This window comes from Actinomadura luzonensis (assembly GCF_022664455.2).
In the GTDB taxonomy this organism is placed as follows: domain Bacteria; phylum Actinomycetota; class Actinomycetes; order Streptosporangiales; family Streptosporangiaceae; genus Nonomuraea; species Nonomuraea luzonensis.
Genome location: NZ_JAKRKC020000002.1, coordinates 325926 through 351381, shown reverse-complemented (window position 1 = coordinate 351381; position 25456 = coordinate 325926). Strand labels below are relative to the sequence as shown.

The window sequence follows — 25456 nt, the reverse complement described above, 5'->3', positions numbered from 1 at the left end:
GCATGAGCGAGACGGCCGGCCGGGAGGTGGTGATCTCCCGAGTCATCGACGCCCCGCGCGAGCTGGTGTTCGAGGCGTTCACCGAGGTGCGCCACCTGTCGCGGTGGTGGGGGCCGGAGGGGTTCACCACCACCACGCGGTCCTTCGAGTTCCGCGTCGGCGGCGAGTGGGACTTCGTGATGCACGGGCCGGACGGCACGGACTACCAGGAGTGGATCACCTGGACCGGGATCGTGCCGCCGGAATCGATCACGCTGCTGCACGGCGAGCACCGCGGCGACCCGGACGCCTTCGAGACGGTCCTCGCGTTCGCGCCCGACGGGGCGGCCACCCGGATCGAGATGCGCACGGTGTTCCCCACCAAGGAGCTGCGCGACGAGGCGGTCGAGAAGTACCACGCGGTCGAGGCCGGCCGGCAGACCCTGGGCAGCCTGGCCGCCTACGTCACCGAGCTCGTCCGCGAGGGGGCCGGGGGCTGATGGCGGGGAAGGTGTTCTTCAGCGTGTCGATGTCGCTGGACGGTTACATCGCCCCCGGGTCCGCCGGGGAGCTGATGGGGCGGCAGTGGATGGAGCTGCAGCGGTGGATCTTCCCGCAGCGGTTCTTCCGGGAGAACCTGAAGCTCGGCGGGGGCGGCGAGGAGGGGCGCGACAACGACATCGTGCGGGAGACGTTCGAGCGCACCGGCGCGAGCGTGATGGGCAAGCGCATGTTCGACGCCGGTGAGCGGATGTGGCCGGAGGAGGCGCCGTTCCACACGCCGGTGTTCGTCGTGACGCACGAGAGGCGCGAGCCCTGGGAACGGCCGGGCGGGACCGTCTTCCACTTCGTCGGCGACGGCGTCGGGACCGCGCTCGACCAGGCCCGGGCGGCCGCCGGCGACCGCGACGTCCGCATCGCGGGCGGCGCCGCGACGATCCTGCAGTACCTGAACGCCGGCCTGGTCGACGAGTTCTCGATCGCGCTGTCCCCCGTGCTGTTCGGCGCCGGGATCCGCCTGTTCGAGGGCGTGGACGCGGACCGCGTGGCCCTGGAGCGGACCGGCGCGGAGCCGACGGAGCGGGTGACCCACCTGACCTACACGGTCCGGGAGCGGTAGCCGGGCCGCTCTAGGGTGAAGGGGTGACCATCGTGCCCGCTCAACACCGGCCCGCGGCCCTGGCGCCGTTCGTGACGGCACTGAGCGCCTACGACCTGGGCCCGGCCGGCGTGCATCGCGGGCTGCCCTCGTCCACGCTGTCGATCACGATCCCGGAGACGGACTCGCTGGAGGTCGCCTGGCCCGGGCGGCCCGGCTCGCGGGAACGCTTCCGGGCCGTCGTCGCCGGGCTGCACCTGGACGCGGCCGAGCTGCGGCAGCGGGGCGGCACGCGCGGCGTGTGGCTGACCCTCAGCCCGCCGGGCGCCGGCGCGCTGCTGGGGATCCCGGCCTCGGCGCTGAGCGGGCACGTCGCCGATCTCGCCGAGGTGGCGCCGGCGCTGGCGCACCTGCCGGAGCGGCTGGCGGCCTGCCGGTCCTGGCCGCAACGGAGGGCGCTCGTCGAGGACGCCCTGATCGCCGGACGGGCCCGGCACCAGGACAACGGCGGCGGCCGGGACCTGCGGGCCGCGCTGGCGGCACTGTCCGAGGCCGCTCGGGTGCAGGAGGCGGCCCGGCTGCTCGGGTGCTCCCGGCGTCACCTCAGCGGTGTCGTCCGGGCGGAGCTGGGGGTGACGCCGAAGGAGTACCAGCGGCTCCTGCGCTTCGAGGCCGCGCGCGGCGCGCTGGCGGCCGCCGGCCGTGCAGGGGCGGCCGACCTGGCGGCGGTGGCAGCGGCGTCGGGATTCGCCGACCAGGCGCACTTCACCCGGGAATGGCGGGTCATGGCCGGGTGCACGCCGACCGAGTGGCTGCGCGCCGAGACCCGCTGACGGCGGACCTACCAGGGGCGTTCCCAAATCTTCAAGACCCCGTCCCCGCCCGCCCCGATGATGGGCGCATGACGTCTGAACCGCGACTCTCTCCCCGTCTCATCGTGCCCGACCCGGACCGCGCGTCGGCGTTCTACCAGGCCGCCCTCGGCGCCGAGCAGGTGTTCAGCGCGCCCCGGGGCGATGACGGCCGTCCCAGCGTCATCGGCCTGCGCGCCGGCGGGGCGTCCTTCCGGGTGTCGCCCGCCGTCCCGTCGTGGGGGTGGCGGTCGCCCGATGATCTCGGCGGGCCGGCGGTCCTCCTGGAGATCGAGGTGGACGATCCGGACGCGGCCGGCGAACGCATGGTCGCCCACGGCGCCGAGGTGGTCGTGCCGATCGAGGACCGGCCCTACGGCAAGCGCTCCGGCCGCGTCCGCGACCCCTTCGGCCACCTGTGGATCATCACCGGCGAACCGCGCTGAGCCGGCCGCGGCCACCCGGACCCGCCGCTCACGGACGGGCCGCGACCTCCGGCGGACAGCCGGGAGGCCGCTCCCCCGGCGTGACGAGCCCCGTCTCGTACGCCAGCGCCACCGCCTGCGCCCGGCTGCTCAGGCCGAGCTTGGTCATCGCCCGGTTGAGGTGCGTCTTGACGGTGGCCTCGCTCACCGACAGCCGCTCGGCGATCTCCGCGTTGGACAGCGCCTGCCCCACCAGCGTGAGGACCTCGCTCTCGCGCGCGGTGAGGCCGTCCAGCGCGGGCACGTCACGGGGGCCGGCCGGCCGGATGTACGCCTCGATCAGCCGCCGCGTGACGCTGGGCGCGAACAGCATGTCACCGGACGCGACCGTGTGCACCGCGGCGATGAGCCGCTCCGGCGGCGTGTCCTTGAGCAGGAAGCCCGAGGCGCCGGCGCGCAGCGCGTCGTAGACGTACTCGTCGAGGTCGAACGTGGTCAGGATGAGCACGCGCGGGGCGTGCTCGCCGCCGGCGGCCAGGATGCGCTCGGTGGCGGTGACGCCGTTCATGCCGGGCATCCTGATGTCCATGAGGACGACGTCCGGCCGGGTGCGGGCGGCCAGGGCGACGGCGTCCTCGCCGGTCGCGGCCTCCCCCACGACGTCGAGGCCGGGGACGGCGCGGATCAGCGCCGCCAGGCCCGCGCGGATGAGGACCTGGTCGTCCACCACAAGAATGCTGGTCACGCGTTCGGCTCGCTCCCTCGGCTCATGGGCGCTGCTCGGCCGTGCCCGGGGACGTGAGGGGCAGGGAGACCACGACCTCGAACCCGCCCGACGGCCCCGGGCCGGCCGTGATCACTCCCTTGTACAGCTTGACGCGTTCGCGCATGCCGGGCAACCCGTGCCCGCCGTTCTCCTTGGGCGCGCCCGGGCCAGGTCCGTCGTCGGTGACGCGCAGCTCCAGGTCGGCGCCGTAGTGCAGGTGCACCTTGGCGGTGGCGGGCGCGGCGTGCTTGAGCACGTTGGTGAGGCATTCCTGGAGGATCCGGTACGCGCACAGGTCGATGCCGGGCGGCAGCGGCCGGACCGAGCCGGTGACCGTCACCTCGACCGGCACGCCCGCCGACCGCACGCGTTCCACGAGCTGCCCGAGCCGTTCCAGGGTGGGCGCCGGGTCGTAGCTGTCGTCGTCGCCGTGGCCGTTGGTGTCGATGCGCAGCACCGCCAGCAGCCGCCGCATCTCCCCCATGGCCTCCGAGCCGGTGTCGGCGATCGTGGCCAGGGCGCCCCGGGCGGTGGCGGGGTCGGAGCTGAAGACGTAGCGGGCCAGCCCGGCCTGGATGACGATGACCGACATGTGGTGGGCGACGACGTCGTGCAGCTCGCGGGCGATGCGCACGCGCTCCTCGGTGACGGCGCGCCGCGCCCGGTCCTCCTGGCTGCGGCGCAGCCGCTCGGTCAGCTCGGCGAGCCGCTGGTTGCGGGCCAGCAGGATGCGGGTGCCGTTGCCGATCGTCCAGGCTCCGGCGGTCATGACGCTCACCTGGATGACGTTCGGCCAGGTGAAGTCCCCCGGCGCCAGGAAGGCGGCGTGCCACCAGCAGGCCGCCACGAGCAGCGCGCACGGCACCGACACGGCCGGAGGCCGCAGGCAGGCCAGCATGTAGAGGGCGAGCAGCGGGCCCCAGCTGTTGAGCCTGGCGTCGTACCCGGCGGCGTGGAAGACCACCTCCGCCGCGCACGTGATCAGCAGCACGGCCAGCGGCGCGCGCCGCCATCCGGCCAGCACCAGGTTGCCCGCGACCGTCAGGGCCAGGCCGAGGGCGTCCAGGTGCCGGTGCGCGTAGCCGGGGTCGCTCGCGGCGTGGTCGAACGCGGTGGCGAACGCCAGGGCGACGCCGGTCACGACCACGGCGAAGAGCAGGTCGGCGATGAGGGGGTGGAGCCGGGCGAGCCGCCTGAGCGACGACAGCACCTTTGCGCGCATCCGCGCATGGTAGCCCCGCGCGAGGGCGTCCCTCATCACTCGCACGGTTGGCCGCGGCTGCAACTCGCGCGGTATGCGCGGACCGGCCTACCGCACAGGTTTACCCCGCGCTGCCGCCGCGGGCCGAGCGGCGGGCGCCGGGGTGAGCCGCGTGACGTTGTCCCGCGCTGGTACGGCCCCGCCGGCCGCGCCCGGCTCCGCTCGCTGGGCCCGCCGGGCCGGCCGTCACCCGGCGGGACGCCGGCGAGCCTGGCGTTGCTCGTCGATCGCCGAGAAGCCGGCCCGTAGCCGGGCGCGCTGCTCGGCCATGGCGTGGCAGAGCTCCTGGGCGATCGCGGCGTTGCGCCGGCCGTCGGCGCGGATGTCGGCCGCGCGGCGCGCCAGCTCGCGGGCCGTGGCGCGCACCTGCGCCAGCCGGGACGGGTAGCCGGCGTCGCCGGCGGCCGGGCGGTCAGGCGCCGGCTCCTGCGCTCTGAGGTCGTCCCCCATCACTGCCTCCTCGGACGGACGATCGGAGGCGGCGGTTCCGGGCCGCCTCCGGCGTGCCATCATCGCCTCGCAGCGCCGTGCCGATCAGCCATCAGAACGAAGATCGCCCGGCGCCGTCATCCGGTGAGCGAAACTCATCGGCTCAGGCGCGCAGGGTGCGGCTGGGCGGCTGCCCGTAGGTCTGCTGGTAGAGGGCGGCGAACCGGCCCGGGTGGAAGAAACCCCAGCGGGCCGCCACCGCGGTGACGGTGGTGCCGTCACCGGGGGCCGCGGCGCGCAGCTGCTCGTGGGCCCGTTCGAGCCGCACGCGGCGCAGATAGGCCATGGGCGTGGTGCGGGCGTGGCGGCGGAAGGCGAGCTGCACGGCGCGCACGGTGACGTGCGCGGCGCGGGCGATGTCGAGTGCGGTGATGTCGAGGTCGGCGCTGGCGTCGATGAAGGCCGTCGCGCGGGCGAGGGTGGTGGGGGTGGCGTCGGTGCGGTCCAGGTGGTGGGGCTCGCTGTGCCAGGTGGTGGGGAAGGTCGCCAGCAGGTGCGCGGCCAGCAGCCGGGTGGCCGCCCCGGCCAGCAGCGGCTGAGCCATGGCCTCGGGGTTGAGCCGCAGGCCGGCGGCGACGTAGTCGGCTGCCAGCAGCCACGCGCGGGCCGCGGCCGGGCCGATGGGACGCAGGGAGGTGAACCGCAGCGGGGGCAGCGGGTCGTCGGGCCGGTTGCGCGCCGCCTCGGCGACGGCCTCGGGCGGCATGAGGACGGCGGTGTGCCGGATGGACGCCAGCCGCGCGTGGAAGGGCCGGCCTGGCTGGGCGTGGACGGCGAGACCGCCGGGGCCGAGGTGTTCGTCGCGGTCGAGGTCGGTGCGCACGCCGCGGTGCACCCGCACCACGATGAGGGCGGGGAAGGGCTCGGCGCGGTATTCGGTGGTCGCGGTGTGGTCGATGGTGTCGAAGGAGAGCGGCCCCTGCGCGAGCCGGGTGTGCCGGAACCGGTAGCCTTCGCCGCCGCCGCTGAACCTCACGGGAGCGCCGTAGGCGGCGGCCAGCAACGCCATGGCGCGCTCGGGATCAGTGGTGTCGAACACCGTGCTCATCGGCACGCCGTCAGGCCGGGCGGCCGCCGGCCCGGCGGCGGACGGCCGCCGAGCAGCGCGGGCGGGTGCGCTGGTCACGCTTGACACCTCCACGGGCGGCACAGCCCGGCGACCGGCGCCGCCCCTGTAGCGGTCTGCCTCCAGCCTGTCATACCGCGCCGGGACCCGGAAGGCGCCCTTTTCGTCGGCGGTCGCCGCATCGGGTCAGGCGAGCAGCCGGCCGACCAGCCCGTCGAGGTAGGCGGGGGTGAGCGGGACCGCGCCGAACAGGACGCGCATGTAGATCGGCGCCAGGAGGTGGTCCAGCACCTCCAGCACGTCGGGCGGGTGCTCGCCGCGCTCGCGGGCGCGGTCGAGCATGGCCTGCAGCTGCCTGGTGCGGTCGGCCAGGAGCGTGTCGCGCGCGTCGAGGCCCTGCCGGCCCGCGCCCGACAGCGCGACGGTCAGGCGCACCAGCGCGAGGCCGTCGGGCCCGGTGACCTCGCGGGCCACGACGGCGGCGTAGGCGCGCAGGTCGCCGGCCAGGCTGCCGGTGTCGGGCATCGGCGCCTGCGCGTTGAGCCGGGTCAGCAGCACATCGCCGAGCAGGGCTTCGAGGGTGCCCCATCGGCGGTAGACGCTGGTGTCGGCCACGCCCGCGCGGGCCGCGACCTCGCCGACCGTGAAGTTCCCATAGCCGCGCTCGCCGACCAGGTCGGTGACGGCCTGGTGCACCGCCGCGCGGACCCGGGCGCTGCGCCCGCCCGGCCGTTTGCCTCGCCCCTGCTCGTCCACGACCCCATCTTAACGCAGTCGATTACTGCGTTAGACTCCCTTAACGCAGTAATCGACTGCTTTAGGAGGGAGTCGCGTGAAAGCGGTGCTCACCCTGACCTGCGTGGGTCAGTTCATGGTGCTGCTCGACAACACGATCGTCGGCGCCGCCCTGCCCGACATGCAGCAGCGGCTCCACACCGGGCTGACCGGCCTGCAGTGGATCGTCGACGCCTACGTGCTGCTGGTGGCCATGCTGCTGCTGTCCGGCGGCGTCTTCGCCGACCGGTTCGGCCGCAGGCGGGTGTTCCTGGCCGGAGTGGTGGTGTTCACGGCCGCGTCGGTGGTGTGCGCGCTCGCGCCCTCGCTCGGCTGGCTGATCGCCGGGCGGGTGCTGCAGGGCGTCGGGGCCGCGGCGCTGAGCCCCGCCTCGCTGGCGCTGCTCACCGCCGCGTATCCCGCCCCGGCGGAGCGCGTCCGGGCGATCGGGCTGTGGGCCGGGTTCAGCGGGCTCGGGCTGGCCGCCGGGCCGCTGGCGGGCGGGATCCTGGCGGAGGGCTTCGGCTGGCCCGCCATCTTCCTGGTCAACGTGCCCATCGGGGGGCTCCTGCTGCTGGCCGGGCTGCGCGTGCTGGGGGAATCCCGCAACCCGGGCGCGCCGCCCATCGACGTCCCCGGCACGGTCCTGTCCGTCGCCGGCGTGGGCGCCGTGACCTACGGCCTGATCGAGGGCGGCTCCCGGGGCTGGGCCTCGCCGGTGATCCTCGGCGCCTTCGCCGCCGGGCTGGTGCTGCTGGCCGCGTTCGTCGTGGTCGAGGGCCGGGCGCCGACGCCGATGCTGCCGCTGCGGCTGTTCCGGCAGCGGCTGTTCACGGTGTCCAACACGGCGATGGTCGTGGTCGGGTTCGCGCTGATGGGGTCGTCGTTCTTCTTCTCCCAGTTCTTCGTGCACGTCCAGGGCACCTCGATCCTGGTCGCCGGGCTGCGGACCCTGCCCGTCTCGCTCGCCATGGTGATCCTCAGCCCGTACGCGGGCCGGCTCGCGGCCAGGTACGAATTCCGCGTCGTCGTCAGCGCCGGCCTGGCGCTGGCCGGGCTGGGGCTGCTGGCGCTGGGCCTCGTCCACGCCGACACCGGCTACGGCAACGTGTGGTGGCGGCTGGCGCTCGCCGGCATCGGGTTCGCCTTCACCATGTCGCCGCTGACCGGGGCCGCCATCCAGGCGGTCAGCCCGCGGGAGGGCGGCCTCGCCTCGGGCGTCAGCAGCACCACGCGGCAGATCGGCGCGGTGCTCGGCGTGGCGGTGCTCGGGGCGATCGTCCACGCGCGCGAGTCCGGCGGCGGCTCCTTCGAGTCCGGGCTGGGCGGCGCCTTCCTCGTGGCGGGTGCGGTGACGCTGGCCTGCGCCGTGCTCACCGGCCTGTGGCTGACCACGTCCCGGGAGCGCGGGGGCGTCGGGGCCGGGCAGCCGGGAGGCCAGGCCGTCGGCGAGCCGCCGCTCGCGGCTCCCCCCGGCCGGCCCGCCTCCTGACCCGCCGGTCGTCCGCGGGGGTACACGGTGACGGCGCTCAGGCCGGGCGCGGAGTGTCGCGGACGCCGCTCTCCCTCAGGCGTTCGACCGTGTCGACGAGGTCGTCCAGGGCCGGCGAACGCAGACCGGCGGGCCAGGCGAGCAGCGTCGTCACCTCCGGGGCGTCGACGACGGGGACCGCGACGTGCTCCGGCCACTGCCAGGCCCGGCTGGAGGCCGGGATGACCAGGAGCGTCCGCCCCAGGGCGACGAGCTGGGCGAGCTGGGACTGGCTGCGGACCTCGGGGCCCGGGCCCGGCGGGTAGCTGCCGTCCTGGCGCGGCCACCGGGCGATCGGCAGGCCGGGCACCTCGCTCACCTCGGCCATCGTCAGGGCGGCGCGCCCGGCGAGGGGATGCGCCGCCGGCACGATGGCGACCTGGCCCTCCGTCAGGATCTCGACGCTGTCGAGACCCGTCATCACGTCGAACGGGGCGTGCATGATCGCCACGTCGGCGCTGCCGTCGCGCAGCAGTCGCCCCTGCTCGCCGAGCTCGCACAGCAGCACGTCGATCGCGCCGGCCCCGGGCCGGGCGGCATGCCGGTCGAGCAGCTCCTTCAGCAGCTCGTGGGAGGCGCCCGCCTTCGTGGTGAGCACCAGGCCGGACGGCGCGGACGCGGCGCGGCGGGTGCGGCGGACGACCGCGTCGACGGCGTCCAGCGCCAGCCGGGCCTGCACCAGCATCGTCTCCCCCGCCGCGGTGAGCGCGACCCCCCGGCGGTCCCGGTCGAGCAGCCGGACGCCGAGCCGGCGCTCCAGCTGCTGGATCGCGCGGGACAACGGCGGCTGGGCCATGCTCAGCCGCTCGGCGGCCCGGCCGAAGTGCAGCTCCTCGGCCACCGCCACGAAGTACCGCAGCTCACGGGTCTCCAGTCCGTCCACGCGGGCATGATAGCCGGTGATACCGGGGCGGTATCAGCACTGATCGAGCCGGTCTTGGACGGCGTCCCCCGCCGGCCTGCACGATGTCCTGGCACGCACCGTTCCCGGCGGCGCTCCCACGAGGAGCCGCCGGCGACCCTCGAAAGGCCGCACCATCGTGAGCACGACCTCTCAGCCCCTCCCCGGCGGCACCTGGACCCTCGGCGACCTGACCGTCACCCGGTTCGGCTACGGCGCCATGCAGCTCGCCGGGCCCGGCGTGATGGGTCCGCCCGCCGACCGCGACGCCGCCCTCGCCGTCCTCCGCGAGGCCGTCGGCCTCGGCATCACCCACATCGACACCGCGGCCGCCTACGGCCCCCGCGTCACCAACGAGCTCATCCGCGAGGCGCTGCACCCCTACCCCGGCACCCTGCACGTCGTCACGAAGGTGGGAGCCACCCGCGACGAGCGGGGCGGCTGGCCGCCGGCCCGCGAGCCCGACCAGCTGCGCCGCGCCGTCGAGGAGAACCTCGAAACCCTCGGGCTCGACACCCTGGACCTCGTCCACCTGCGCCTCGGCGACGCCCAGGGCCCGCGGCCCGGCTCGCTGGCGCGGGCCTTCGAAACGCTCGCCGAGCTGCGGCGGCAGGGCCTCATCCGGCATCTCGGCGTCAGCAACGCCACAGCGGAGCAGGTCACGGAGGCCCAGGCGATCGCCCCGGTCGTCAGCGTCCAGAACCTGTACAACCTCGCCCACCGGCACGACGACGAGCTCATCGACCGGCTCGCCGCCGAGAACGTGGCCTACATCCCCTTCTTCCCGCTCGGCGGGTTCAGCCCGCTCCAGTCGGAGGCGCTGTCGGCGGTGGCCGCCCGGCTGGACGCCACGCCGATGGCGGTGGCGCTGGCGTGGCTGCTGCGCCGGTCGCCGAACATCCTGCTGATCCCCGGGACCTCGTCCGTGCGGCACCTGCGGGAGAACGTCGCCGGCGCGGGCCTCCCGCTCAGTGACGAGGACCTCGCCGACCTGGACACGATCGGCGGCCGGGCCCGGCGGCGGTAGCGGGCGTCGCACGGACGCCGGGCTCTTGCGCGCACGCGCGGGGCACGCGGTAGCGTCGCTCTCGAAGCCGAGGTGTCGTACGCGGAAGTCGGAGGTGATCACGGTGCATCCGGTCTTGTGACAGCCCCAGCCCGGGGTGTCACGGAGCCGAAAGGTGACCGTATGAGCAAGACCGACAAGACCCGGCCCTGGTGGGTGCGGCTGGCCGACGCGCCGATGGCGACCTGCGTGCCCGTGCACGACCACCGGTTCGGGCCCTGCACGCTGCCGGAGGCGATCACCGCCGACAGCGCGTCCCTGAACCACCGCACCAGCGGCTGCCACTGGCGCGCCACCGCCTACTACCTCTTCGACCTCGGCGGCGTCAGCGGGGGCCGGGAGGGCTACCGCATCCGCCGCGAGGACCGCCGGCGCAGCCGTCACCAGGCCCGCCGCGTCCTGCGCGCCTGGCGCCGCGAGGACTGACAGAAGAGGACTGACAGAAGGAGCCTCGTGCCGGAGGCCGGCGGCGTCGGTGCGAGCGGCCCGGCCGGTGGCTGGTTCGCGCACGCCGCCACCGGCCCGGGCGCGCTCAGCCCCCCGCGCCGATGATCTGCGTGATCTCGCAGCCCACGAAGGTGTAGGGCGGCGCGTTCGTGCTGCGGTTGTCGGACGTGCAGCGGTCGGTGCCCGCGCCGCCGTCGAGGGTGCCGGTGCCGGTCCGGCCCAGGAGCTGGTCGTCGCCGCCCAGGCCCTGGATCCGGTCGTTGCCGTTCCCGCCGTCGATCACGTTCGGGCCCGCGTTGCCGATCAGCACGTCGTCGCCGCCGTTGCCCTCCAGGTTCTCCACGTCGGCGGCGATGGTGTCGCGCGCTCCTTCGGGGCCGTCGTCGGCGTTGCCGTCGTCGCCCGTCGCGCCGTCGAGGTCGGCGTGCAGGCCGAGCGTGCTCGCGAACTCGGCGTAGGCGGCGGTGTCGGACCCGTCACCGCCGCGCAGCACGTCGCTGCCGCGGCCGCCGACCAGCCTGTCGGCCCCGGAACCGCCGGTGACCTGGTCGTTGCCGGCGTTGCCGAACAGGGTGGACGGGAAGCCGGTCGTGTTGGTGATCACGTCGTCGCCGTCCAGGCCGCGGATCCGGACGGACGGGGCGGGTCCGGCCGGGCAGCGGGCCTGGTGCGGGGTCACGGTGCAGTCCGAGGTGCCCGAGGCGATCAGGCCGGTGGGGTCGGTGAGGACGAGGAATCCGTTGTCGAGGCTGACGGTGATCTGGTCGTCGAACCCCACGGACGCGTCGTACCTGAGAACGCCGCCGCCGCGCACCACTCCCGGCTGGCAGTCGCCGTAGCAGGGAGCCGCCGTCGCGGGCCGGGCGACCAGGGCGACCGGCAGGACGGCCAGCGCCGCCACGCCGCCGAGCGCGCCCAGCACGCGCCGCCTTCGTCCGCGCGTCCGGCTCCCGCCGTGGCGCGGTTCATGTACAGACATGCGACTCCCCCTTGTCTCGTGTGGGACGGCGCCCCGCCGGCGCCTGCCTCATGGGTGTTCCATCCGGTGCCATGGGTCGTCCGGCCGGGTCGCTCAGAGGAAGGCCGGGCAGAAGGAGTGGCGGGCCCCCGCGGCCATCCGGCAGACGCGGACGGGCAGGTTGACCGGCACGGGCACGTTCCGGTTGACGGTGGTGCCGTCGCCGAGCTGGCCCGTGTCGTTGAGCCCCCAGGTCCGCAGCGCGGTGACGCTGAGCGCCTCGATCGCCAGGTTGTGGAAGGCGCCGGCCTCCAGATCGGTGGGGTTGACCAGGCCGACCCGGACCGGAGCCGTGCGCGGCGTCGTGGTGCCGTCGCCGAGCTGGCCGAAGGTGTTGTCCCCCCAGGCGAACGCCACGTTCGGCCGGCCCTCCACCAGAGCCAGGGTGTGGCTCGTCCCGGCGCTGACGTCGATCACGGACCGGCCGGGCACCGGCACCCGGACGGGACGGCGCCGTTCGACGGTGGTGCCGTCGCCGAGCTGTCCCCGCCTGTTGTCGCCCCAGGTCCACGCGCCCACGTCGCCGAGGATCGCCACGGTGTGGGCGCTGCCGCCGTCCACGCGCAGCGCCCGCGACGCCGTGTCCGGCAGCGGCACGCGCACCGGCAGGCTCCGGCCGGTGATCGTGCCGTCGCCGAGCTGGCCGTGGTTGTTGAGCCCCCAGGCCCACAACGAGCCGTCGTTCAGCACGGCCAGGCTGTGGAAGTCGCCGGCGCTGATCTGCAGCGCCGGCCCCGGCAGCCCCTGGACCCGGACCGGCCGGGTCCGGAGCTGGGTCGTCCCGTCGCCGAGCTGACCGTTGCCGTTGCTGCCCCACGCCCACACCGCGCCGTCGCGGTCCAGGGCGAGGCTGTGCGCCGCGCCGGCCGCGACGCTGAACACGTTTCCGAGACCGGCCACCAGGACCGGAGAGGCGCGCCTCGTCCTGGTGCCGTCCCCGAGCGCGCCGGCGTCGTTGTTCCCCCAGGCCCACACCCTGAACAGGTCATCGACCGCCAGCGTGTGCGCGGCGCCCGCGGCCATCGAGTCGATCGGCCTCCCGTCCGGCCTCGGCAGGGACGTCGGCGTCAACCGGTTGACCGTGGTGCCGTCTCCCAGCTGCCCTGAGCTGTTGTCACCCCAGCCACGGACGGTTCCCGGAGGATCGTCGGCGAAGGCCGGTCCGCCCGCCGGCAGCAGGGTGACGACGGCCGCCAGGACCGTCGTCACCGCGTAGCCGGCCCAGCGTCCTCCGCGCCGGCCGGCCCCCCGGGCTCCCCGGCTCCGGCGGGCGTCGTGGCCGGTCTGATCGTTGACAACCATGTGCGCTCCCGATCTGGTGCCGGAGGGGGATTCCCCGCCTCTCCGGCATCCGCGTGTCGTGGATCCGCAGCCGGCGGCGCCGTCCGCGGAGCTTCCTCACGTTGTACGGGCGCCCGCACCGCCCTGACATCGGTCGCTGATACCGAGACCGGGCCGCGGCGCTACCGAGACCGGACGGGCGGCGGCCGGTGCGCGCGACCCGGAAGTGGACCTGGGCAGCACCCGGAGGCGCGGCCACAATCCGAGGGATGGACGCGGTCATCCTGGAGCGCGAGGCGGAGCTGGCGGCACTGGCCGGCGCCGCCAGGGACGCCGCCGAGGGTGCCGGCACCGTGGTCCTCATCTGCGGCGAGGCCGGGATCGGCAAGTCGAGCCTGGTCGAGTCCATCGGCGGGCTGCTGCCCGCGGGGACGCGGCTGCTGGCCGGCTACTGCGACGACCTGGCGACCCCGCGGGTGCTCGGCCCGTTCCGCGACCTGATCGGCAGCGTCGGCGGACAGTTGTCGCGGGCGCTGGAGCGGGGCGACCGGGCCGAGGTGCTGGAGGGCCTGCGGGCCGAGTTCGGCCCGGCCGGGCGGCCGGCGGTGCTGGTGGTGGAGGACGTGCACGCGGCCGACGAGGCGAGCGTGGACGCGCTGCGCTACCTGGTGCGCCGCCTCGCGGGCTGGCCGCTGGCGCTGGTGCTCACCTACCGCGAGGAGGAGCTGGACGGCGGCCATCCGCTGCGCCGGCTCCTCGGGCTGATCGCCGGGGTGGAGCGGGCGCGCCGGCTGCGCCCGGCCCCGCTCAGCGTGGCCGCGGTACGCCGTCTCGCCGCCGCCGCGGCCACGCGGGCCGATCCGGGCGAGGTGCACGCGGTCACCGGCGGCAACCCGTACTTCGTGGCCGAAGTGCTGGCCGCCGGGGACGCGGCCGGCCTGCCGCCGACGATCGCCGATGCCGTCCTGGCCCGGGTGGAGCGCCTGGACGCGGCCTCGCTGGAGGTGGTGCGACGGCTCGCCGTGGTGCCGTCGCCGGTGCCGTACTGGCTGGTGGAGGCGCTGGCGCCGGACGGCTCGACGGCGCTGGCCAGGGCCGAGCGGCGGGGCCTGATCACGGTCACGCCGGGCGCGGTCAGCTTCCGGCACGAGCTGGCCCGGCGCGCGGTGGTGGCGGCGATGCCGGTGGCCCAGCAGGTGGCGGCGCACCGCGGCGTGCTGGCCGCGCTGCTGGCGCGGCCGGAGGCCGAGGCGTCGCGGGTGGTGCACCACGCGGCCTGGCAGGCCGGCGACACCGCCGCCGTTCTCGCCTACGGACCGGTCGCGGCGCGGAGGCGATCGCGGCCGGGGCGCACCGCGAGGCGGCGGCGCACCTGCGGCGGGTGCTCGGCCTGCGCCCGGCGCTCGATCCGCGGGACGAGGCCGACCTGTGGCAGGCCCTGGCGATCGAGAACTACACCGTCGACGCCCCGCCCGGCGACACGCTGGCGGCCCAGCGGCGGGCGGTCGAGCTGCGGCGCGGCGGGGATGCGCGCGCCCTCGGGCACTCCCTGCGGTGGCTGTCGCGCATCTGCTGGTGGGCAGGAGACCCCGAAGCCGCGGACGCGGCGGCCGGGGCGGCCGTCACCGTCACGTCGCAGGCGGGCGAGGCCGGGCCGCTGGCCGCGGCGCTCGGCAACCAGGCGCATCTGCACGCGCTGAACGGCCGCGACGCCGAAGCCGTCCCGGCGGCGCGGCGGGCCATCGCGCTCGGCGGGGACGACCCCGCCACGTTGTCCCACGCGCTCAACAGCCTCGCCCTCGCCCTGTACCGGCTCAATAACCCCCGTGCCACCGCCACCATGCAGGAGAGCCTGCGCGTCGCGCTCGCCGCCGACGAGCCGGAGCACGTCTGCCGAGCGTATGTGAACCTCATTCAGTGTGAGGTGGAGCGGCTGCGGCTCGACATCGCCGGGCGATACGTCGACCAGGCCATCGCGTTCGCCGAACGCGTGGAGTTCATGATGTTCGCCGCGTACCTGCAGTGCTCCCAGGGGCAGCTCCGGCTCGCGATCGCCGATTTCGACGGCGCGCTCTCGAGCGTGCGGCCTGCCCTGGACGGCGCCCCGCCGGTGCGTTGCGCCGCGCTGATCCTCGCCGGCCGCGCCCGGTCGCGTCGCGGCGAGGCAGCCGCTCCGGAGATGCTGCGCGAGGCCTGGCGGGTCGCCGTGCCGCTGCGGGAGCGCCAGCGCATAGCGGCGGCCGCTGCCGCGCTGGCCGAGGCGGCCGCGCTCGGCCGCGACACCGGCGTGGCCGCGGACGAGCTGATCGAGGTCTACGAGCTGACGCGCGACTGCGGCAAACCCGCCGAACGGGCCGACCTCGGGTACTGGCTGGGCCGCGCCGGCCACCGCGTCACCCCTCCGGAGGTGGACCATCCGTACGCGCTGCTGGCCGCCGGCCGCTGGCGTGAGGCGGCCGAGACCTGGCGGGCGGCCGGCTGCCCGTACGAGCACGCGCTGGCCCAGGCCGACAGCCCGGACCCCGCGGACCGGCTGGCCGCGCTCGCCCTGCTGGACACGCTCGGCGCCGAGCCGCTGGCCCGGCTGGTGCGGGCCGGTCTGCGACGCGCGGGCGTCACCCGGATCCCGCGCGGCCCCGTGCCCGCGACCCGGCTCAACCCGGCCGGGCTGACCGAACGCCAGGCGGAGGTCCTGCGACTCCTGGCCGAGGGCCTGACCAACGCGCAGATCGCCGACCGGCTCGTCGTCTCGGTCCGCACCGTGGGCAGTCACGTCGCGGCCGTGCTGCACAAGCTGCACAGCCGTACCCGCCGGCAGGCCGTGGCCCGGGCCGTCGAGCTGGGCATCCTCAGCGCGGACGGCTGAGGATGCCCGCGCCGCCGGTGCCGGGCGGCGAAACAGGGCGGGCGCGGCTGCTTAGCCGGATCGGGGCCGGGCATGGAATGGGCGACGGCGCCGCCCGGGGTCACCGTCGGCGGGGAGGGCCGGAGGGAGGCCCGGTTATGGCCTTAGTGCCTGGCTCGGAGTCGAGTGAGCCGATCGAGTACCTGTTTCCGGTGAGCCGCGAGGTGCTGGCCGATATCCGGGCCTTCGTCGGCCGCCTGGCCGAGGAGGCGGGGTTCGCGGAGCGGGAGCGGGACCGGATCGTGCTCATCACGCACGAGCTGTCGGCCAACGCGGTCGAGCACGGCGCCGCCGACGTGGTGTGCGTGCGGTGGGAGGACACCGACCAGGGCGTCTGGATCACCGTGTCCGACCAGGGCGTCTTCGAGGTCGGCACGACGTCCGGCGATCGCGGGCGCGGCCTGCGGATCGTGCTCGCGCTGGCCGACGAGGTGACGATCCGGCCGGGCCGGCGCGGCGAGCAGGGCACGACGGTCCGGCTGCGGGTGCCCGTCCGGGCGGGGCGCGCGGGCGCGGCGACGGCCCGTCCGGCCCCGCCCCGGGTGCTGCTCGTGGACGGCGACCGGTTCGCCGGTCGTTCGCTGTCCTCGTTCCTGGACGCCGAAGGCTATCCCACGGTGGTGACGGGTTCGGCGCAGGCCGGCCGCGCGGCGGCGGCGAGCCCGCCGCGGGTGGCGATCGTCGACCTGATGACCTCCAACGGGCTGACCGTCCAGCTCTGCGACGACCTCATGCGGGCGGGCGTCCCGGTCCTGGCCCTGTCGATCCTGCCGCCGCCGCGGGATCTGCGGTCGAGCCGGTTCCTGCGCAAGCCGGTGCACCCTCTCGAGGTGCTGGCCGCGGTGCGGCTGCTGACCGAGCCGTCCACCGTGGAGGCGCCCCATGCCTGAGCGGCGGCTGGCGAGCGGGCAGGCCCCGCTCGACACGATCCTCGGCGGCGGTCTCATCGACCCGTCCATCGCCCTCATCGCGGGGCTGCCGGGCAGCGGCAAGACCGTCCTCGCGCAGCAGTACGCGTTCGCGAACGGCACCGAGCAGCTTCCCGCGATCTACCTCAGCACCGTCGCCGAGCCCCTGAGCAAGATCCTGTACTTCGGCGAGGCCCTGTCGTTCTTCGACCCCGGCCGCATCGGCCGGTCGGTGCTGTTCGAGGACCTGAGCGGCGAGCTCGACGACAACGGCCTGACCGGCATGCTCGACCGCATCAGCGGCCGGGTGGAGCGGCGGCCCTGCTCGCTGCTGATCATCGACAGCTTCCGGGCGCTGCGCTACCGGGGGGTGGGCGAGCGGGAGTTCGAAGGGTTCGTCCACCAGCTGGCGGGGCGGCTGGCCGCCACCGGGACGATGGCGCTGTGGCTCGGCGAGTACCGGCGCGACGAGCTGGAGGGCTGCCCTGAGTTCGCCGTCGCCGACGCCGCCGTGCTGCTCGCCACCGAGGACGCCGGGCAGCGCGACAACCGGGCCCTGCGGGTGCTGAAGCTGCGCGGCAGCGACTTCCGCTCCGGCGCGCACGCCTATCGCATCGAGAGCTCCGGCGTCCGGGTGTTCCCCCGGCTCAGCGACATCGACGCCGGGCCGTACGAGCTGAGCGAACGGCGGGCCACGTCCGGCATCACGGCGCTGGACGAGCTGGTCGGCGACGGCTACTGGCCCGGCTCGGCCACGTTGGTGATCGGCCCGTCGGGGTCCGGCAAGACGGTGATGGGGCTGCAGTTCGTCTACGGCGGGGCGGGCCTCGGGGAGCCGGGCGTGTTCGCCTCGATGCAGGAGAACCGCGTCCAGCTCGAACGCATGATCAGCGGCTTCGGCTGGGACATCGGCTCCCGGACCGCCGTGCTGCGCTGCGACTCACCGAACGACATCTACATCGACCAGTGGTACTACGACCTGCTCGACACCATCGACGCGGCCGGCGCGCACCGGCTGGTGATCGACAGCCTCGGCGACCTCGCGGCGGCCTGCCCCGACGAGAAGCGGTTCAGGGAGTTCGTCTACGCGCTGCTCAACCACTGTTCGAGGGCGGCCATCAGCGTCCTGCTGACCTACGAGTCGGCCGAGCTGTACGGCCACACGAGGCTGTCCGAACGCGGCGTGTCCCACCTGTCCGACAACGTCATCCTGCTCCAGTACCTGCGCGACGAGGCGCACGTCGGGCGGGCGCTGACCGTACTGAAGACCCGGGCGAGCCGTCATGTCCCGCAACCTTACGCATTCGACATCACCGACGATGGCATCAGCATCAAGGCGCCACTCAAGCCCGTTTGAGGCGCGCCGGGACCCCGAGCACCCGCACACCGTGCACCTCGTCGGCGAGCTGGACGTGACCGGCTGCGACGTCCTGGAGGCCGCGCTCGGCGAGGCGGCCCGCCCCGGCCGTGATCTCGTCGTCGACTGCGCCCGGCTCGCCTTCATCGACGCCGCCGGGATCGACGTCCTGGTGCGCGTCGCGCCGGCGATCGGCCAAGGGCGCCTGCGGCTGACGAACGTGCGCGCCGGCCTGGCCGAGCTCCTCGACCTCCTGAACCTGCGCGCCACGGTGCCCAACCTGCGCTGGGACACCGCGTGACCCGGTTCAGCCGGCCGGCTTGCGCCAGACGACGCTGTAGCGCATCAGGAGGTGGGGCGACGAGTGCTTCCAGTTGCCCTTCACGGCGCGGTGGGCGGTGCCGGGGCGCAGCAGGTCCCGCGTGCGGGCCAGCCCGGTCGCGGCGTCCATGTGGTGGAGGTTCTGCGCCGTCATGTGATCATTGTGCCGTGGCGCTTCCCGGGCCGCGCCAGCCGAACCGGACGCCCTCGTGACGGCCCGCGACCCGGCCCGCCGCGTCGTAGGCGGTCACGGTGACAGGGGGGCTGTCGACATGGCGCGTGGGTTCACCGCTGTTCGGGCTCTTGCTGGTGACGATCGCGGCCAGCGTCCTGGCGATGAAGAAGCCGCCGTTCACGACGGCGTCCGTGCGCCTGCCCGAGGACCAGCCGATCGTCACCCGCCGCACGCCGGGAGCGACCCGGCCGGCGACGACGCGCACGTAGTTGTCGTGCGGCGCCGCGCTCTTCCGGTACCAGTAGTGCACCGCGTAGACGTCCACGCTGAGCTGGCCGGGGAAGCCGGTCAGGCGCCCCGGCGCCTGGTTGCCCCAGTAGGTGAACACCGGGGGCTCGGGCGACTCGCTGGACGGCGTGCACAGGACGAAGCCCTTGACGCTGCCCACCAGGGCACTGACGCCGTTCTTGTCCCGATATTCCGCCAGAACGCGGAAATCTCGTACGGTGCCGTGCGCCGGGTCGCGCCAGTCGGGATTGACGTTGACGGACGGGCCGCCGGCGGGCATGCAGTCGCGCACCAGCCGCAGCTGCCCGGCAGTGTTCGCCGGCAGCCCGGGCGCCGGCGGCGCGGCCACCTTCGCGGTCGTCGACGCTTCGTCGAGCGGGAGGACGAAGCCGAGCCCGGCGACCAGCGTGGCGAGGGCGGCGAGGGACCACGACAGGCGGCGGCGCGCCGATCGGGCGGCCGCGCGGGCGGCGTAGGCCGCGGCGTTCACCGGAACGGCCTCGCCGGCCATGCGGCGCAGCTCCTCGGCGATGGTGCGCTCGTTGACGGTCGTCATGTCAGGCCTCCAGGGTGAGGGGTTCGCCGACCAGCTCGCGGAGCCGGGTGATCGCCTGATGCGTCTGGCTGCGTACGGTGCCGACCGAGCACCCCATGATCTTGGCCACCTCCGACTCCGGGAGGTCCTCGTAGTAGCGCAGCACCAGCACCGCCCGCTTGCGCACGGGCAGCGCGCGCAACGCCTGGTCGAGAGCGACGCGGGTGTCCACCTCGGCGGTCCGGTCCCCGGCCGCCCGCTCGGGCACCGCGTCCACCACGCGCTCCCTGCCCCACCCCAGGCTCCGCCACCGGTCGACCTGCTCGTGGTACATCACCTTGCGCACGTACCTCTCCGGGTTGCCGCGGATCCGCCGCCAGCGGCCGGCCGTCTTGGTCAACGCGTTCTGCAGGAGGTCCTCGGCGGCGTGCTGGTCGTTGGTGAGGACGTACGCGAGCCTGATCAGGCTGTCCGAGCGGGCGGCCACGAACTCGGCGAAGTCGCGTTGCTGGTCCGGGTACACGAATCTCCTCGGGGCGGGGGTCTCGCCCTGTTGAGACGCGTCCGGGGCCGGGTTTCTATGGCGTGGCGGGCGATCGTCCGCCGGCGCGGCGGCGGGCGAGCGTGAGCAGGGCGGCGAGCAGCAGCGCGGCCGAGCACCAGGCGGCCCAGTCGCCGAGGACGGTGTAGAGGGTCGGGGCGCCCCGCTGGGGAAGCGCCGCGAGGACCGTGGTCATCCCCGGCGAGCCGCTGCGGCCCTCGGCCAGCACCCGTCCCCGGGTGTCGCTCACCGTGAGCAGGCCCTGGCGGGCGGCGCGGGCCACCGACAGCCCGCTCTCCACCCCGCGCACCACCGCCATGCGGCTGTGCAGCCAGGCGTCGTCGCCGAAGTCCCAGGCGGGGGCGAGCAGCGCGGTGGCTCCCGCCTGCCGGTACCGCCGTACCAGCCAGGGGAAGTCGAGGTCCTTGCAGATGATCAGGCCGGTCGTGGTCCGGCCGAGGAAGGTCAGCGTGTGCCCGGGCGTGAACTCGGACTCCAGGCCGGGGATCAGATGGTGCTTGTCGTAGCGGCCGCCGGACGGGTGGGCCAGCGCGCTGTTCGTCCACGTCGCGCCGGCGCGGAGGGCGACGCCGGTGACGACCGCCGTTCCCTGCGCGGCCAGCGGCGGGCGGGCGGTCGCCGTCCCGAACGTCTTCTCCGGCAGCACCGCGATCTCGGCGCCGCGCGCGGCGGCCGCGCCGACGGCCCGGCGGTAGCGGGCGAGCAGGTCGCGTCCCTGCGGGGAGCCGAGGTCCGCGGTGTCGCGCGGGGCGTCGGTGGAGATGAGGGCGATCTCGCGGCGCGGCTCGCCGTCCTGGCCCGTGGCGAGGCGGGCGAAGCCGTACGCCAGGGCCAGCCCCGCCAGCGCGCCGGCGGTCAGCGCGACGCGCGGCCGGCGTCCCGCGTCCGGCGCGAGGAGCGCCGCCGCGGCGGCCGGCACGAGCAGCAGCAGGAAGGTGATCCCCCAGACCCCGGCGACGGAGGCCGTCTGCAGGACGGGCAGCACGCCGGCCTGGGTGTAGGCGAGGCTCCACCACGCGCCGTGCGGCCCGGCCAGCGCCATCAGGTACTCGGCGCACACCCACAGCGCCGGCACGGCCAGCACGGCGAGCAACGGCCGCCGCCGCGCCAGCAGCGTACGGTGGAGCAGCACGCCGCAGCCGAACAGCAGCGCCGGCCCGGCGACCAGGCCGGCCGCCACCGGCACGGGCATCTCCAGCGTCCCGGTGAAGTACGGCCACAGCTGGAGCTGGCCGCCGAGCCAGGCGAGCGCGCCCGCGCCGAAGGCCGCCCCGCCCCCCACCCGGGGCGCGGCGAGCAGCACGGGCAAGGGGGCGAGCCACGTCAGCCAGGCGACGGGGTGCAGGCCGGCGCCGAGGTGCAGCAGCACGCCCGAGGCGAGAGCCGCGGCGAGCGCGATCAGGACACGTTTCATGCCGACGATGCTGCTCGCGGTGACCCCCGCGGCGCGTCAGCCGTGAGTGTGATCCCCGATGTCACTCTCACCGGCGACCACCAGGCCGCACTCGTAGGCGAACACGGCCGCCTGCACCCGGTCCCGCAGGCCGAGCTTCGTCAGGACGCGGCTGACGTGCGTCTTGACGGTGTGCTCGGTGACCACGAGCGCGGCGGCGATCTCGGCGTTGGACAGCCCGCGGGCGACCAGCCGCAGCGTCTCGCGCTCACGCTCGGTGAGCACCTCCAGCCGGCCCGCCAGTCGCGGCATCGGGTCGTGCGCCGGCCGCCTGACCAGGCTCTCCAGCAGCCTGCGGGTGGCGGCGGGCGCCAGCAACGCCTCGCCGGCGGCGACCGTCCGCACGGCGTGCGCCAGCTCGTCGCGGCGGATGTCCTTGAGCAGGAAGCCGCTGGCTCCGGCGCGTACGGCGTCGTAGACGTACTCGTCCAGGTCGAACATGGTCAGGACGAGCACCTTGGCGTCGGTGGTCGCGCAGATCTCGCGAGTGGCCTCGATGCCGTCCTTGCCCGGCATCCGCACGTCCATCAGGACGACGTCCGGGCGCAGCCGCCGGGCCAGCGCGATCGCCTCGTCGCCGTCCGCCGCCTCGCCCACCACCTGCAGGTCCGGCTGGGCGCCGAGGATCAGGCCGAACCCGGCCCGGAAGAGATCCTGGTCGTCGGCGATGAGCACGCGCAGCATGTGCGCTATTCAAGCGGAAAGACGGCCTTGACCCTGAATCCTCCGTGCTGTCCTGGACCGGCGGTGAGCGTGCCGCCGCACGCGGCCGCGCGTTCGCGCATGCCGGTGAGGCCGTGCCCCCCGCCGTGCCCGCCGCCGTGCCCGCCGCCGTGCCCGCCGCCGTGCCCGCCGTTGTGCCCGCCGTTGTGCCCGCCGCTCGGCCCGGTGCCCTCGTCGGTGATCTCGACGTGCAGGGCGTCCGGGAGCCAGCGCAGCCGCAGCCGGGCGGCGGGCGTCGCGGCGTGTTTGCGCACGTTGGTGAGCGCCTCCTGGACGATCCGGTAGACGGCAGCCTCGACGCTGCCGGGAGCCGGGCGTCGTTCGCCCGCCACGGTCATGGTCACGTCCAGCCCGCTCCTCGCGGCCAGCGCGGCGAGCCCGTCCAGGCGCGGCTGGTCCTGGACGGCCGCCGCCCGGGCGGCCGGGGGCGGGGCGGCCGGTTCGCGCAGCGCCGTGAGCAGGCCGCGGAGCTCGGTGAGCGCGTCCCTGCCGGTGTCGGCGATCGCGTCGAAGACCGCCTCGGCCCTGGCGGCGTCGTTCCGCACCACGACGGGTCCGGCTTCGGCCTGGACGACCATCAGCCCGACGGCGTGCGTGATGATGTCGTGCATGTCGCGGGCGATGCGCGCCCGTTCCTCGGCCACGGCGGCGAGGTGCTCCTGCTCGCGGCGGCGTGCCCGCTCGGCCAGCTCCGCCGTGCGCGACCGGTGCGCGCGGGCGCTGGTGCCCAGCGCGTACGCGGCCACGAACGCGGTGCCGACCAGGCGGTACGTCTCGCTGTCCTCCCCCGGCAGCACCAGGGACGCGCCGACGACGGCGGCGATCGCCGGGATCGCGGCCAGCCGCTGCCACCTGGGGCTGAGGTCCGCGACGGTGTAGACGGCGACCAGGGGCCCGAAGGGCAGGAACGGCTTCTCCCAGAAGACCATGACCGTCATCGCGGCGCCGGCCAGCAGCGCGACCGTCATGGGCGCGCGCCTGCGCCAGTACACGGGCGCGGAGGCGAGCACGCCCAGCGCGACGATCCACCACGCCTTCGGGCCGGACGCCAGCAGCGGGCCCAGGGTGGCCGCGGTGGTGGCGGCCGCGACCGCGCCGTCTGCCCGCCGTCCGGAGAACCCGGCGGCCCAGGCGCCCGGCCGCCCGACGTTGACCATCCGCCCATTATCACCGGCCGCCCCGAAGGAAGGGTGCGACCGCGAGTTCGCGCTGCCGGTAGCGGCTCTGGGCGGCGTCGTCCACCGCGGCGTGGCCAGCGGGCCAGGCCCCCCACGTGCCCGTGGGCGGGGGTCAGCAGTCTCATCGCGGACCACCTCCGGTCCGGGCGTCCCGCGGGCGGCACGGCGGGACGCGACGGTCCCGTCCCGAACGCCGGGGCGGGCGCGCGCCGGCGAGCAGCAGCTCGCGGTCGAAGACCCGGCGCAGCAGCAGCCAGCCGAGCCCGTCCAGCAGGCCGACGCCGGCCGCGCACAGCGCGTACACGAGGTAGCTCATCGGCACGAGCCGGAAGCTGAGCGCCATGGCGCCCAGGAACATCGGCAGGACGGCGAGGCCGGCCAGTTGCTGGGCCACCCGCAGGTCGCGCGTGCCCGCCGAGACCAGCATCGTGGCGATCACCGCGAACGCCGCCATGAGCGGCGCGAACGCCAGGGCCGCGAGGACCGACTCGCCGGTGAACACCCACCGCAGCACGGACGGCCGCATCCACAGCGCGCCGGCGCCGGCGAAGAGGCCGAACAGCAGCCAGGACAGCAGCACGGCCGGCGCGCACGCCGCGATCGCCTTGCCGCGCAGCAGCTCGCCGTCGGTCACGGGGGTCGTCAGCAGCGGCTCCAGCGTGCCCTGCTCGCGCTCGCCCAGCACCGAGTGGACCGACACGACCGTCGGGATGATCAAGGGAACGAGGAGGAACAGCTCCAGCGCCGCTCCCCCGGCGGTGCGGAGGTTCCGCTCGGCGACGCCGTCCGGCAGCGGGATCAGGGCGGCCAGCGCCAGCGCGAACAGCAGCGCCGGCAGCAGCGCCATGCTCACCACCACCAGCCGGTTGCGCCGGTACTCGGCGAGCTCCTTGCTCGCCACCGCCCGCACCCGGGCGTTCAGCACGCTACTCACGCCGGCTCCTCCTCCCCCACCAGCTCCAGGTACACGTCCTCCAGGGTGTGCTCGGACTCGGCCAGCCGGACGATGCCGGCGTGCGCGCTCACCAGGGCGCCGGCCAGCAGCGGCGCCACCCGCCGCGGGTTGGTGACGGCGACCTGGTAGCGGTCGCCGCCGCCGGTCCAGCCGGTGACGCCCGCCACCTGGCCGAACAGCGTGTCCGGCGCCCGCACCGGGTCCAGCAGCTCGACGTCGATCGACGGGGTGAACAGCCTGCGGCGCAGCTCGGCGGGCCGGCCGACGGCGATCAGGCGCGAGCGCAGGAACGCCACCCGGTCGCACAGCCGCTCGGCCTCCTCCAGCCGGTGCGTCGTCAGCAGGATCGTCGTCCCCCGGGAACGCAGCCCGGCGATCAGCTCGCGTACCTCGTGGGTCGCCGCGGGGTCCAGGCCCTGGGTGGGTTCGTCCAGGAACAGCACAGGCGCGCCGGGCAGCAGCGCCCGGGCCAGCGCGGCCCGCTGCCGCAGCCCTTTGGACAGCGCGCCCACCAGCTCGTGCCGCCGGTCGAGCAGCCGGACCGCCTCCAGCGCCGCCTCGACGCGCCGCAGGCCGTCACGGCCCCGCCGGCCGTACAGGCGGGCGTACAGGCGGGCGTGGAAGCGCAGGTTCTCCTCCACCGACAGGCGCGTGTACAGGCCGGGCGACTCCGGCATGACGCTGATCCGCTCGCGGATCGCCACGGCGTTCTCCGGCCGCAGTTCGACGCCCGCCACGCGGGCGCGTCCCGCCGTCGGCCGGAGCAGGGTGGCGAGCATCCTGACGGTGGTCGTCTTGCCCGCGCCGTTCGGCCCGAGGACGCCGAACACCTCGCCCTGGCCGATCTCGATCGTGAGGTCATCGACGGCGGCCCGCTCGCCGAACCGTTTCGTCAGCCCGGCCGCCTCGATCGCCGCGTCACCGGTCATCCCCGTACCTCCCCCTTGTCCGTCACCCGCCCCGGCGGGCCGCCGGACCGCATGATCGGGCCGTCTTCCACGATCAGCCGGGCGCGGCCCGGGACGGTAGGGCTGAAAGTCCCTTCCCGCGCCGTCGCGGGCAGCCGATCAGGGGCTTAGGACGTGATGAGCGTGACGTTCGGCCCTTACGGGAGGCGGGGCGGACGGCGAGCATGCGAAGCG

Annotated in this window: 28 protein-coding genes; 12 read left to right on the top strand and 16 right to left on the bottom strand. The window is 75.1% G+C overall.

What is annotated here, in order from left to right; genetic code table 11:
• Nucleotides 1-2: 2 nt before the first annotated feature.
• From MF672_RS31850 to MF672_RS31835, 4 genes are all read left to right on the top strand, one after another.
• On the top strand, nucleotides 3-479 hold the full coding sequence (locus tag MF672_RS31850; protein WP_242378139.1) for an SRPBCC family protein: 477 nt from the start codon (nucleotides 3-5) through the stop codon (nucleotides 477-479).
• A complete protein-coding gene (locus tag MF672_RS31845) occupies nucleotides 479-1099 on the top strand; it encodes a dihydrofolate reductase family protein (protein ID WP_242378138.1) in 621 nt (206 codons plus the stop codon). The genes MF672_RS31850 and MF672_RS31845 overlap by 1 nt, the downstream gene beginning before the upstream one ends.
• A gap of 23 nt (nucleotides 1100-1122) precedes the next feature.
• A complete protein-coding gene (locus MF672_RS31840; protein ID WP_242378136.1) occupies nucleotides 1123-1911 on the top strand; it encodes a helix-turn-helix domain-containing protein in 789 nt (262 codons plus the stop codon).
• 68 nt (nucleotides 1912-1979) lie between these two features.
• A complete protein-coding gene (locus MF672_RS31835) occupies nucleotides 1980-2375 on the top strand; it encodes a VOC family protein (RefSeq protein WP_242378135.1) in 396 nt (131 codons plus the stop codon).
• Nucleotides 2376-2403: 28 nt separating this feature from the next.
• On the opposite strand, the gene MF672_RS31830 is transcribed toward MF672_RS31835, so the two are convergent.
• The 5 genes from MF672_RS31830 to MF672_RS31810 all read right to left on the bottom strand — a co-directional run bounded on the left by MF672_RS31830 (nucleotide 2404) and on the right by MF672_RS31810 (nucleotide 6692).
• Nucleotides 2404-3099, bottom strand: coding sequence for a response regulator (locus MF672_RS31830; protein WP_242378134.1), 696 nt, complete (start codon nucleotides 3097-3099; stop codon nucleotides 2404-2406).
• A 22-nt stretch (nucleotides 3100-3121) separates the two neighbouring features.
• Complete coding sequence (locus MF672_RS31825) at nucleotides 3122-4342, bottom strand: sensor histidine kinase (protein WP_242378133.1); 1221 nt, start codon at nucleotides 4340-4342, stop codon at nucleotides 3122-3124.
• A 225-nt stretch (nucleotides 4343-4567) separates the two neighbouring features.
• Complete coding sequence (locus MF672_RS31820) at nucleotides 4568-4831, bottom strand: hypothetical protein (protein ID WP_242378132.1); 264 nt, start codon at nucleotides 4829-4831, stop codon at nucleotides 4568-4570.
• 142 nt (nucleotides 4832-4973) lie between these two features.
• The gene (locus MF672_RS31815; RefSeq protein WP_242378131.1) at nucleotides 4974-5996 is read right to left on the bottom strand and encodes a helix-turn-helix transcriptional regulator; all 1023 of its coding nucleotides are present in this window, start codon (nucleotides 5994-5996) and stop codon (nucleotides 4974-4976) included.
• 126 nt (nucleotides 5997-6122) lie between these two features.
• A complete protein-coding gene (locus tag MF672_RS31810) occupies nucleotides 6123-6692 on the bottom strand; it encodes a TetR/AcrR family transcriptional regulator (protein WP_242378130.1) in 570 nt (189 codons plus the stop codon).
• Nucleotides 6693-6768: 76 nt separating this feature from the next.
• On the opposite strand from MF672_RS31810, the gene MF672_RS31805 reads away from it, so the two are divergent.
• Entirely contained in the window at nucleotides 6769-8202 is a 1434-nt protein-coding gene (locus MF672_RS31805) for an MFS transporter (RefSeq protein WP_242378129.1), read from the top strand.
• A 37-nt stretch (nucleotides 8203-8239) separates the two neighbouring features.
• Here MF672_RS31805 and MF672_RS31800 read toward each other — a convergent pair whose 3' ends face one another.
• Nucleotides 8240-9124: a LysR family transcriptional regulator gene (locus MF672_RS31800; protein WP_242378127.1), complete on the bottom strand. Its 885-nt coding sequence runs from the start codon at nucleotides 9122-9124 to the stop codon at nucleotides 8240-8242.
• A 157-nt stretch (nucleotides 9125-9281) separates the two neighbouring features.
• Here MF672_RS31800 and MF672_RS31795 point away from each other — a divergent pair, with 157 nt between their 5' ends.
• Together MF672_RS31795 and MF672_RS31790 are read left to right on the top strand one after the other, a co-directional pair.
• The gene (locus MF672_RS31795; RefSeq protein ID WP_302893316.1) at nucleotides 9282-10169 is read left to right on the top strand and encodes an aldo/keto reductase family oxidoreductase; all 888 of its coding nucleotides are present in this window, start codon (nucleotides 9282-9284) and stop codon (nucleotides 10167-10169) included.
• A gap of 162 nt (nucleotides 10170-10331) precedes the next feature.
• Nucleotides 10332-10634 carry a hypothetical protein gene (locus tag MF672_RS31790; protein ID WP_242378125.1) on the top strand — a complete coding sequence of 101 codons (303 nt, stop codon included), beginning with the start codon at nucleotides 10332-10334 and terminating at the stop codon, nucleotides 10632-10634.
• Nucleotides 10635-10740: 106 nt separating this feature from the next.
• Here the strand turns inward: MF672_RS31790 and MF672_RS31785 are convergent, their stop codons facing one another.
• Both MF672_RS31785 and MF672_RS31780 read right to left on the bottom strand, forming a co-directional pair.
• Nucleotides 10741-11577: a calcium-binding protein gene (locus tag MF672_RS31785; RefSeq protein ID WP_242378123.1), complete on the bottom strand. Its 837-nt coding sequence runs from the start codon at nucleotides 11575-11577 to the stop codon at nucleotides 10741-10743.
• Between the two features lie 150 nt (nucleotides 11578-11727).
• Nucleotides 11728-12975, bottom strand: coding sequence for an RCC1 domain-containing protein (locus tag MF672_RS31780; RefSeq protein WP_242378121.1), 1248 nt, complete (start codon nucleotides 12973-12975; stop codon nucleotides 11728-11730).
• A 248-nt stretch (nucleotides 12976-13223) separates the two neighbouring features.
• Between MF672_RS31780 and MF672_RS31775 the strand changes: the two genes are divergently transcribed.
• The 5 genes from MF672_RS31775 to MF672_RS31755 all read left to right on the top strand — a co-directional run bounded on the left by MF672_RS31775 (nucleotide 13224) and on the right by MF672_RS31755 (nucleotide 18425).
• The gene (locus MF672_RS31775; RefSeq protein WP_247815512.1) at nucleotides 13224-14654 is read left to right on the top strand and encodes an AAA family ATPase; all 1431 of its coding nucleotides are present in this window, start codon (nucleotides 13224-13226) and stop codon (nucleotides 14652-14654) included.
• Nucleotides 14655-14794: 140 nt separating this feature from the next.
• Nucleotides 14795-15820 (top strand): helix-turn-helix transcriptional regulator, encoded by a 1026-nt coding sequence (locus MF672_RS31770; RefSeq protein WP_308210651.1) that lies wholly within the window; start codon nucleotides 14795-14797, stop codon nucleotides 15818-15820.
• Between the two features lie 137 nt (nucleotides 15821-15957).
• Nucleotides 15958-16749 (top strand): ATP-binding protein, encoded by a 792-nt coding sequence (locus tag MF672_RS31765; RefSeq protein WP_242378116.1) that lies wholly within the window; start codon nucleotides 15958-15960, stop codon nucleotides 16747-16749.
• On the top strand, nucleotides 16742-18124 hold the full coding sequence (locus MF672_RS31760) for an ATPase domain-containing protein (RefSeq protein ID WP_242378114.1): 1383 nt from the start codon (nucleotides 16742-16744) through the stop codon (nucleotides 18122-18124). Before MF672_RS31765 ends, MF672_RS31760 begins: the two co-directional genes overlap by 8 nt.
• Nucleotides 18051-18425, top strand: a complete 375-nt coding sequence (locus MF672_RS31755; protein ID WP_507161380.1) for an STAS domain-containing protein — start codon at nucleotides 18051-18053, stop codon at nucleotides 18423-18425. The genes MF672_RS31760 and MF672_RS31755 overlap by 74 nt, the downstream gene beginning before the upstream one ends.
• A 6-nt stretch (nucleotides 18426-18431) precedes the next feature.
• On the opposite strand, the gene MF672_RS31750 is transcribed toward MF672_RS31755, so the two are convergent.
• From MF672_RS31750 to MF672_RS31715, 8 genes are all read right to left on the bottom strand, one after another.
• On the bottom strand, nucleotides 18432-18599 hold the full coding sequence (locus tag MF672_RS31750; RefSeq protein WP_242378110.1) for a hypothetical protein: 168 nt from the start codon (nucleotides 18597-18599) through the stop codon (nucleotides 18432-18434).
• A 4-nt stretch (nucleotides 18600-18603) separates the two neighbouring features.
• Nucleotides 18604-19464: a hypothetical protein gene (locus MF672_RS31745; RefSeq protein WP_242378108.1), complete on the bottom strand. Its 861-nt coding sequence runs from the start codon at nucleotides 19462-19464 to the stop codon at nucleotides 18604-18606.
• Nucleotide 19465: 1 nt separating this feature from the next.
• Nucleotides 19466-19966 carry a SigE family RNA polymerase sigma factor gene (locus tag MF672_RS31740; RefSeq protein ID WP_242378106.1) on the bottom strand — a complete coding sequence of 167 codons (501 nt, stop codon included), beginning with the start codon at nucleotides 19964-19966 and terminating at the stop codon, nucleotides 19466-19468.
• A 55-nt stretch (nucleotides 19967-20021) separates the two neighbouring features.
• The gene (locus MF672_RS31735) at nucleotides 20022-21419 is read right to left on the bottom strand and encodes a hypothetical protein (protein ID WP_242378103.1); all 1398 of its coding nucleotides are present in this window, start codon (nucleotides 21417-21419) and stop codon (nucleotides 20022-20024) included.
• A 36-nt stretch (nucleotides 21420-21455) separates the two neighbouring features.
• Nucleotides 21456-22142 (bottom strand): response regulator, encoded by a 687-nt coding sequence (locus MF672_RS31730; RefSeq protein WP_242378101.1) that lies wholly within the window; start codon nucleotides 22140-22142, stop codon nucleotides 21456-21458.
• A 5-nt stretch (nucleotides 22143-22147) separates the two neighbouring features.
• Nucleotides 22148-23338 carry a sensor histidine kinase gene (locus tag MF672_RS31725; RefSeq protein ID WP_242378099.1) on the bottom strand — a complete coding sequence of 397 codons (1191 nt, stop codon included), beginning with the start codon at nucleotides 23336-23338 and terminating at the stop codon, nucleotides 22148-22150.
• 142 nt (nucleotides 23339-23480) lie between these two features.
• Nucleotides 23481-24293 carry an ABC transporter permease gene (locus tag MF672_RS31720; protein ID WP_242378097.1) on the bottom strand — a complete coding sequence of 271 codons (813 nt, stop codon included), beginning with the start codon at nucleotides 24291-24293 and terminating at the stop codon, nucleotides 23481-23483.
• Complete coding sequence (locus tag MF672_RS31715) at nucleotides 24290-25243, bottom strand: ABC transporter ATP-binding protein (RefSeq protein ID WP_242378094.1); 954 nt, start codon at nucleotides 25241-25243, stop codon at nucleotides 24290-24292. Before MF672_RS31715 ends, MF672_RS31720 begins: the two co-directional genes overlap by 4 nt.
• Nucleotides 25244-25456 lie beyond the last annotated feature (213 nt).

Bases quoted from the DNA above. Each gene is read 5' to 3' on its own strand.
- MF672_RS31850 (WP_242378139.1), top strand. From the start codon at position 3: ATGAGCGAGACGGCCGGCCGGGAGGTGGTGATCTCCCGAGTCATCGAC.
- MF672_RS31845 (WP_242378138.1), top strand. From the start codon at position 479: ATGGCGGGGAAGGTGTTCTTCAGCGTGTCGATGTCGCTGGACGGTTAC.
- MF672_RS31835 (WP_242378135.1), top strand. From the start codon at position 1,980: ATGACGTCTGAACCGCGACTCTCTCCCCGTCTCATCGTGCCCGACCCG.
- MF672_RS31825 (WP_242378133.1), bottom strand. From the start codon at position 4,342: ATGCGCGCAAAGGTGCTGTCGTCGCTCAGGCGGCTCGCCCGGCTCCAC.
- MF672_RS31820 (WP_242378132.1), bottom strand. From the start codon at position 4,831: ATGGGGGACGACCTCAGAGCGCAGGAGCCGGCGCCTGACCGCCCGGCC.
- MF672_RS31790 (WP_242378125.1), top strand. From the start codon at position 10,332: ATGAGCAAGACCGACAAGACCCGGCCCTGGTGGGTGCGGCTGGCCGAC.
- MF672_RS31780 (WP_242378121.1), bottom strand. From the start codon at position 12,975: ATGGTTGTCAACGATCAGACCGGCCACGACGCCCGCCGGAGCCGGGGA.
- MF672_RS31775 (WP_247815512.1), top strand. From the start codon at position 13,224: ATGGACGCGGTCATCCTGGAGCGCGAGGCGGAGCTGGCGGCACTGGCC.
- MF672_RS31770 (WP_308210651.1), top strand. From the start codon at position 14,795: ATGCAGGAGAGCCTGCGCGTCGCGCTCGCCGCCGACGAGCCGGAGCAC.
- MF672_RS31765 (WP_242378116.1), top strand. From the start codon at position 15,958: ATGGCCTTAGTGCCTGGCTCGGAGTCGAGTGAGCCGATCGAGTACCTG.
- MF672_RS31760 (WP_242378114.1), top strand. From the start codon at position 16,742: ATGCCTGAGCGGCGGCTGGCGAGCGGGCAGGCCCCGCTCGACACGATC.
- MF672_RS31755 (WP_507161380.1), top strand. From the start codon at position 18,051: ATGTCCCGCAACCTTACGCATTCGACATCACCGACGATGGCATCAGCA.
- MF672_RS31750 (WP_242378110.1), bottom strand. From the start codon at position 18,599: ATGACGGCGCAGAACCTCCACCACATGGACGCCGCGACCGGGCTGGCC.
- MF672_RS31745 (WP_242378108.1), bottom strand. From the start codon at position 19,464: ATGACGACCGTCAACGAGCGCACCATCGCCGAGGAGCTGCGCCGCATG.
- MF672_RS31735 (WP_242378103.1), bottom strand. From the start codon at position 21,419: ATGAAACGTGTCCTGATCGCGCTCGCCGCGGCTCTCGCCTCGGGCGTG.
- MF672_RS31730 (WP_242378101.1), bottom strand. From the start codon at position 22,142: ATGCTGCGCGTGCTCATCGCCGACGACCAGGATCTCTTCCGGGCCGGG.
- MF672_RS31725 (WP_242378099.1), bottom strand. From the start codon at position 23,338: ATGGTCAACGTCGGGCGGCCGGGCGCCTGGGCCGCCGGGTTCTCCGGA.
- MF672_RS31715 (WP_242378094.1), bottom strand. From the start codon at position 25,243: ATGACCGGTGACGCGGCGATCGAGGCGGCCGGGCTGACGAAACGGTTC.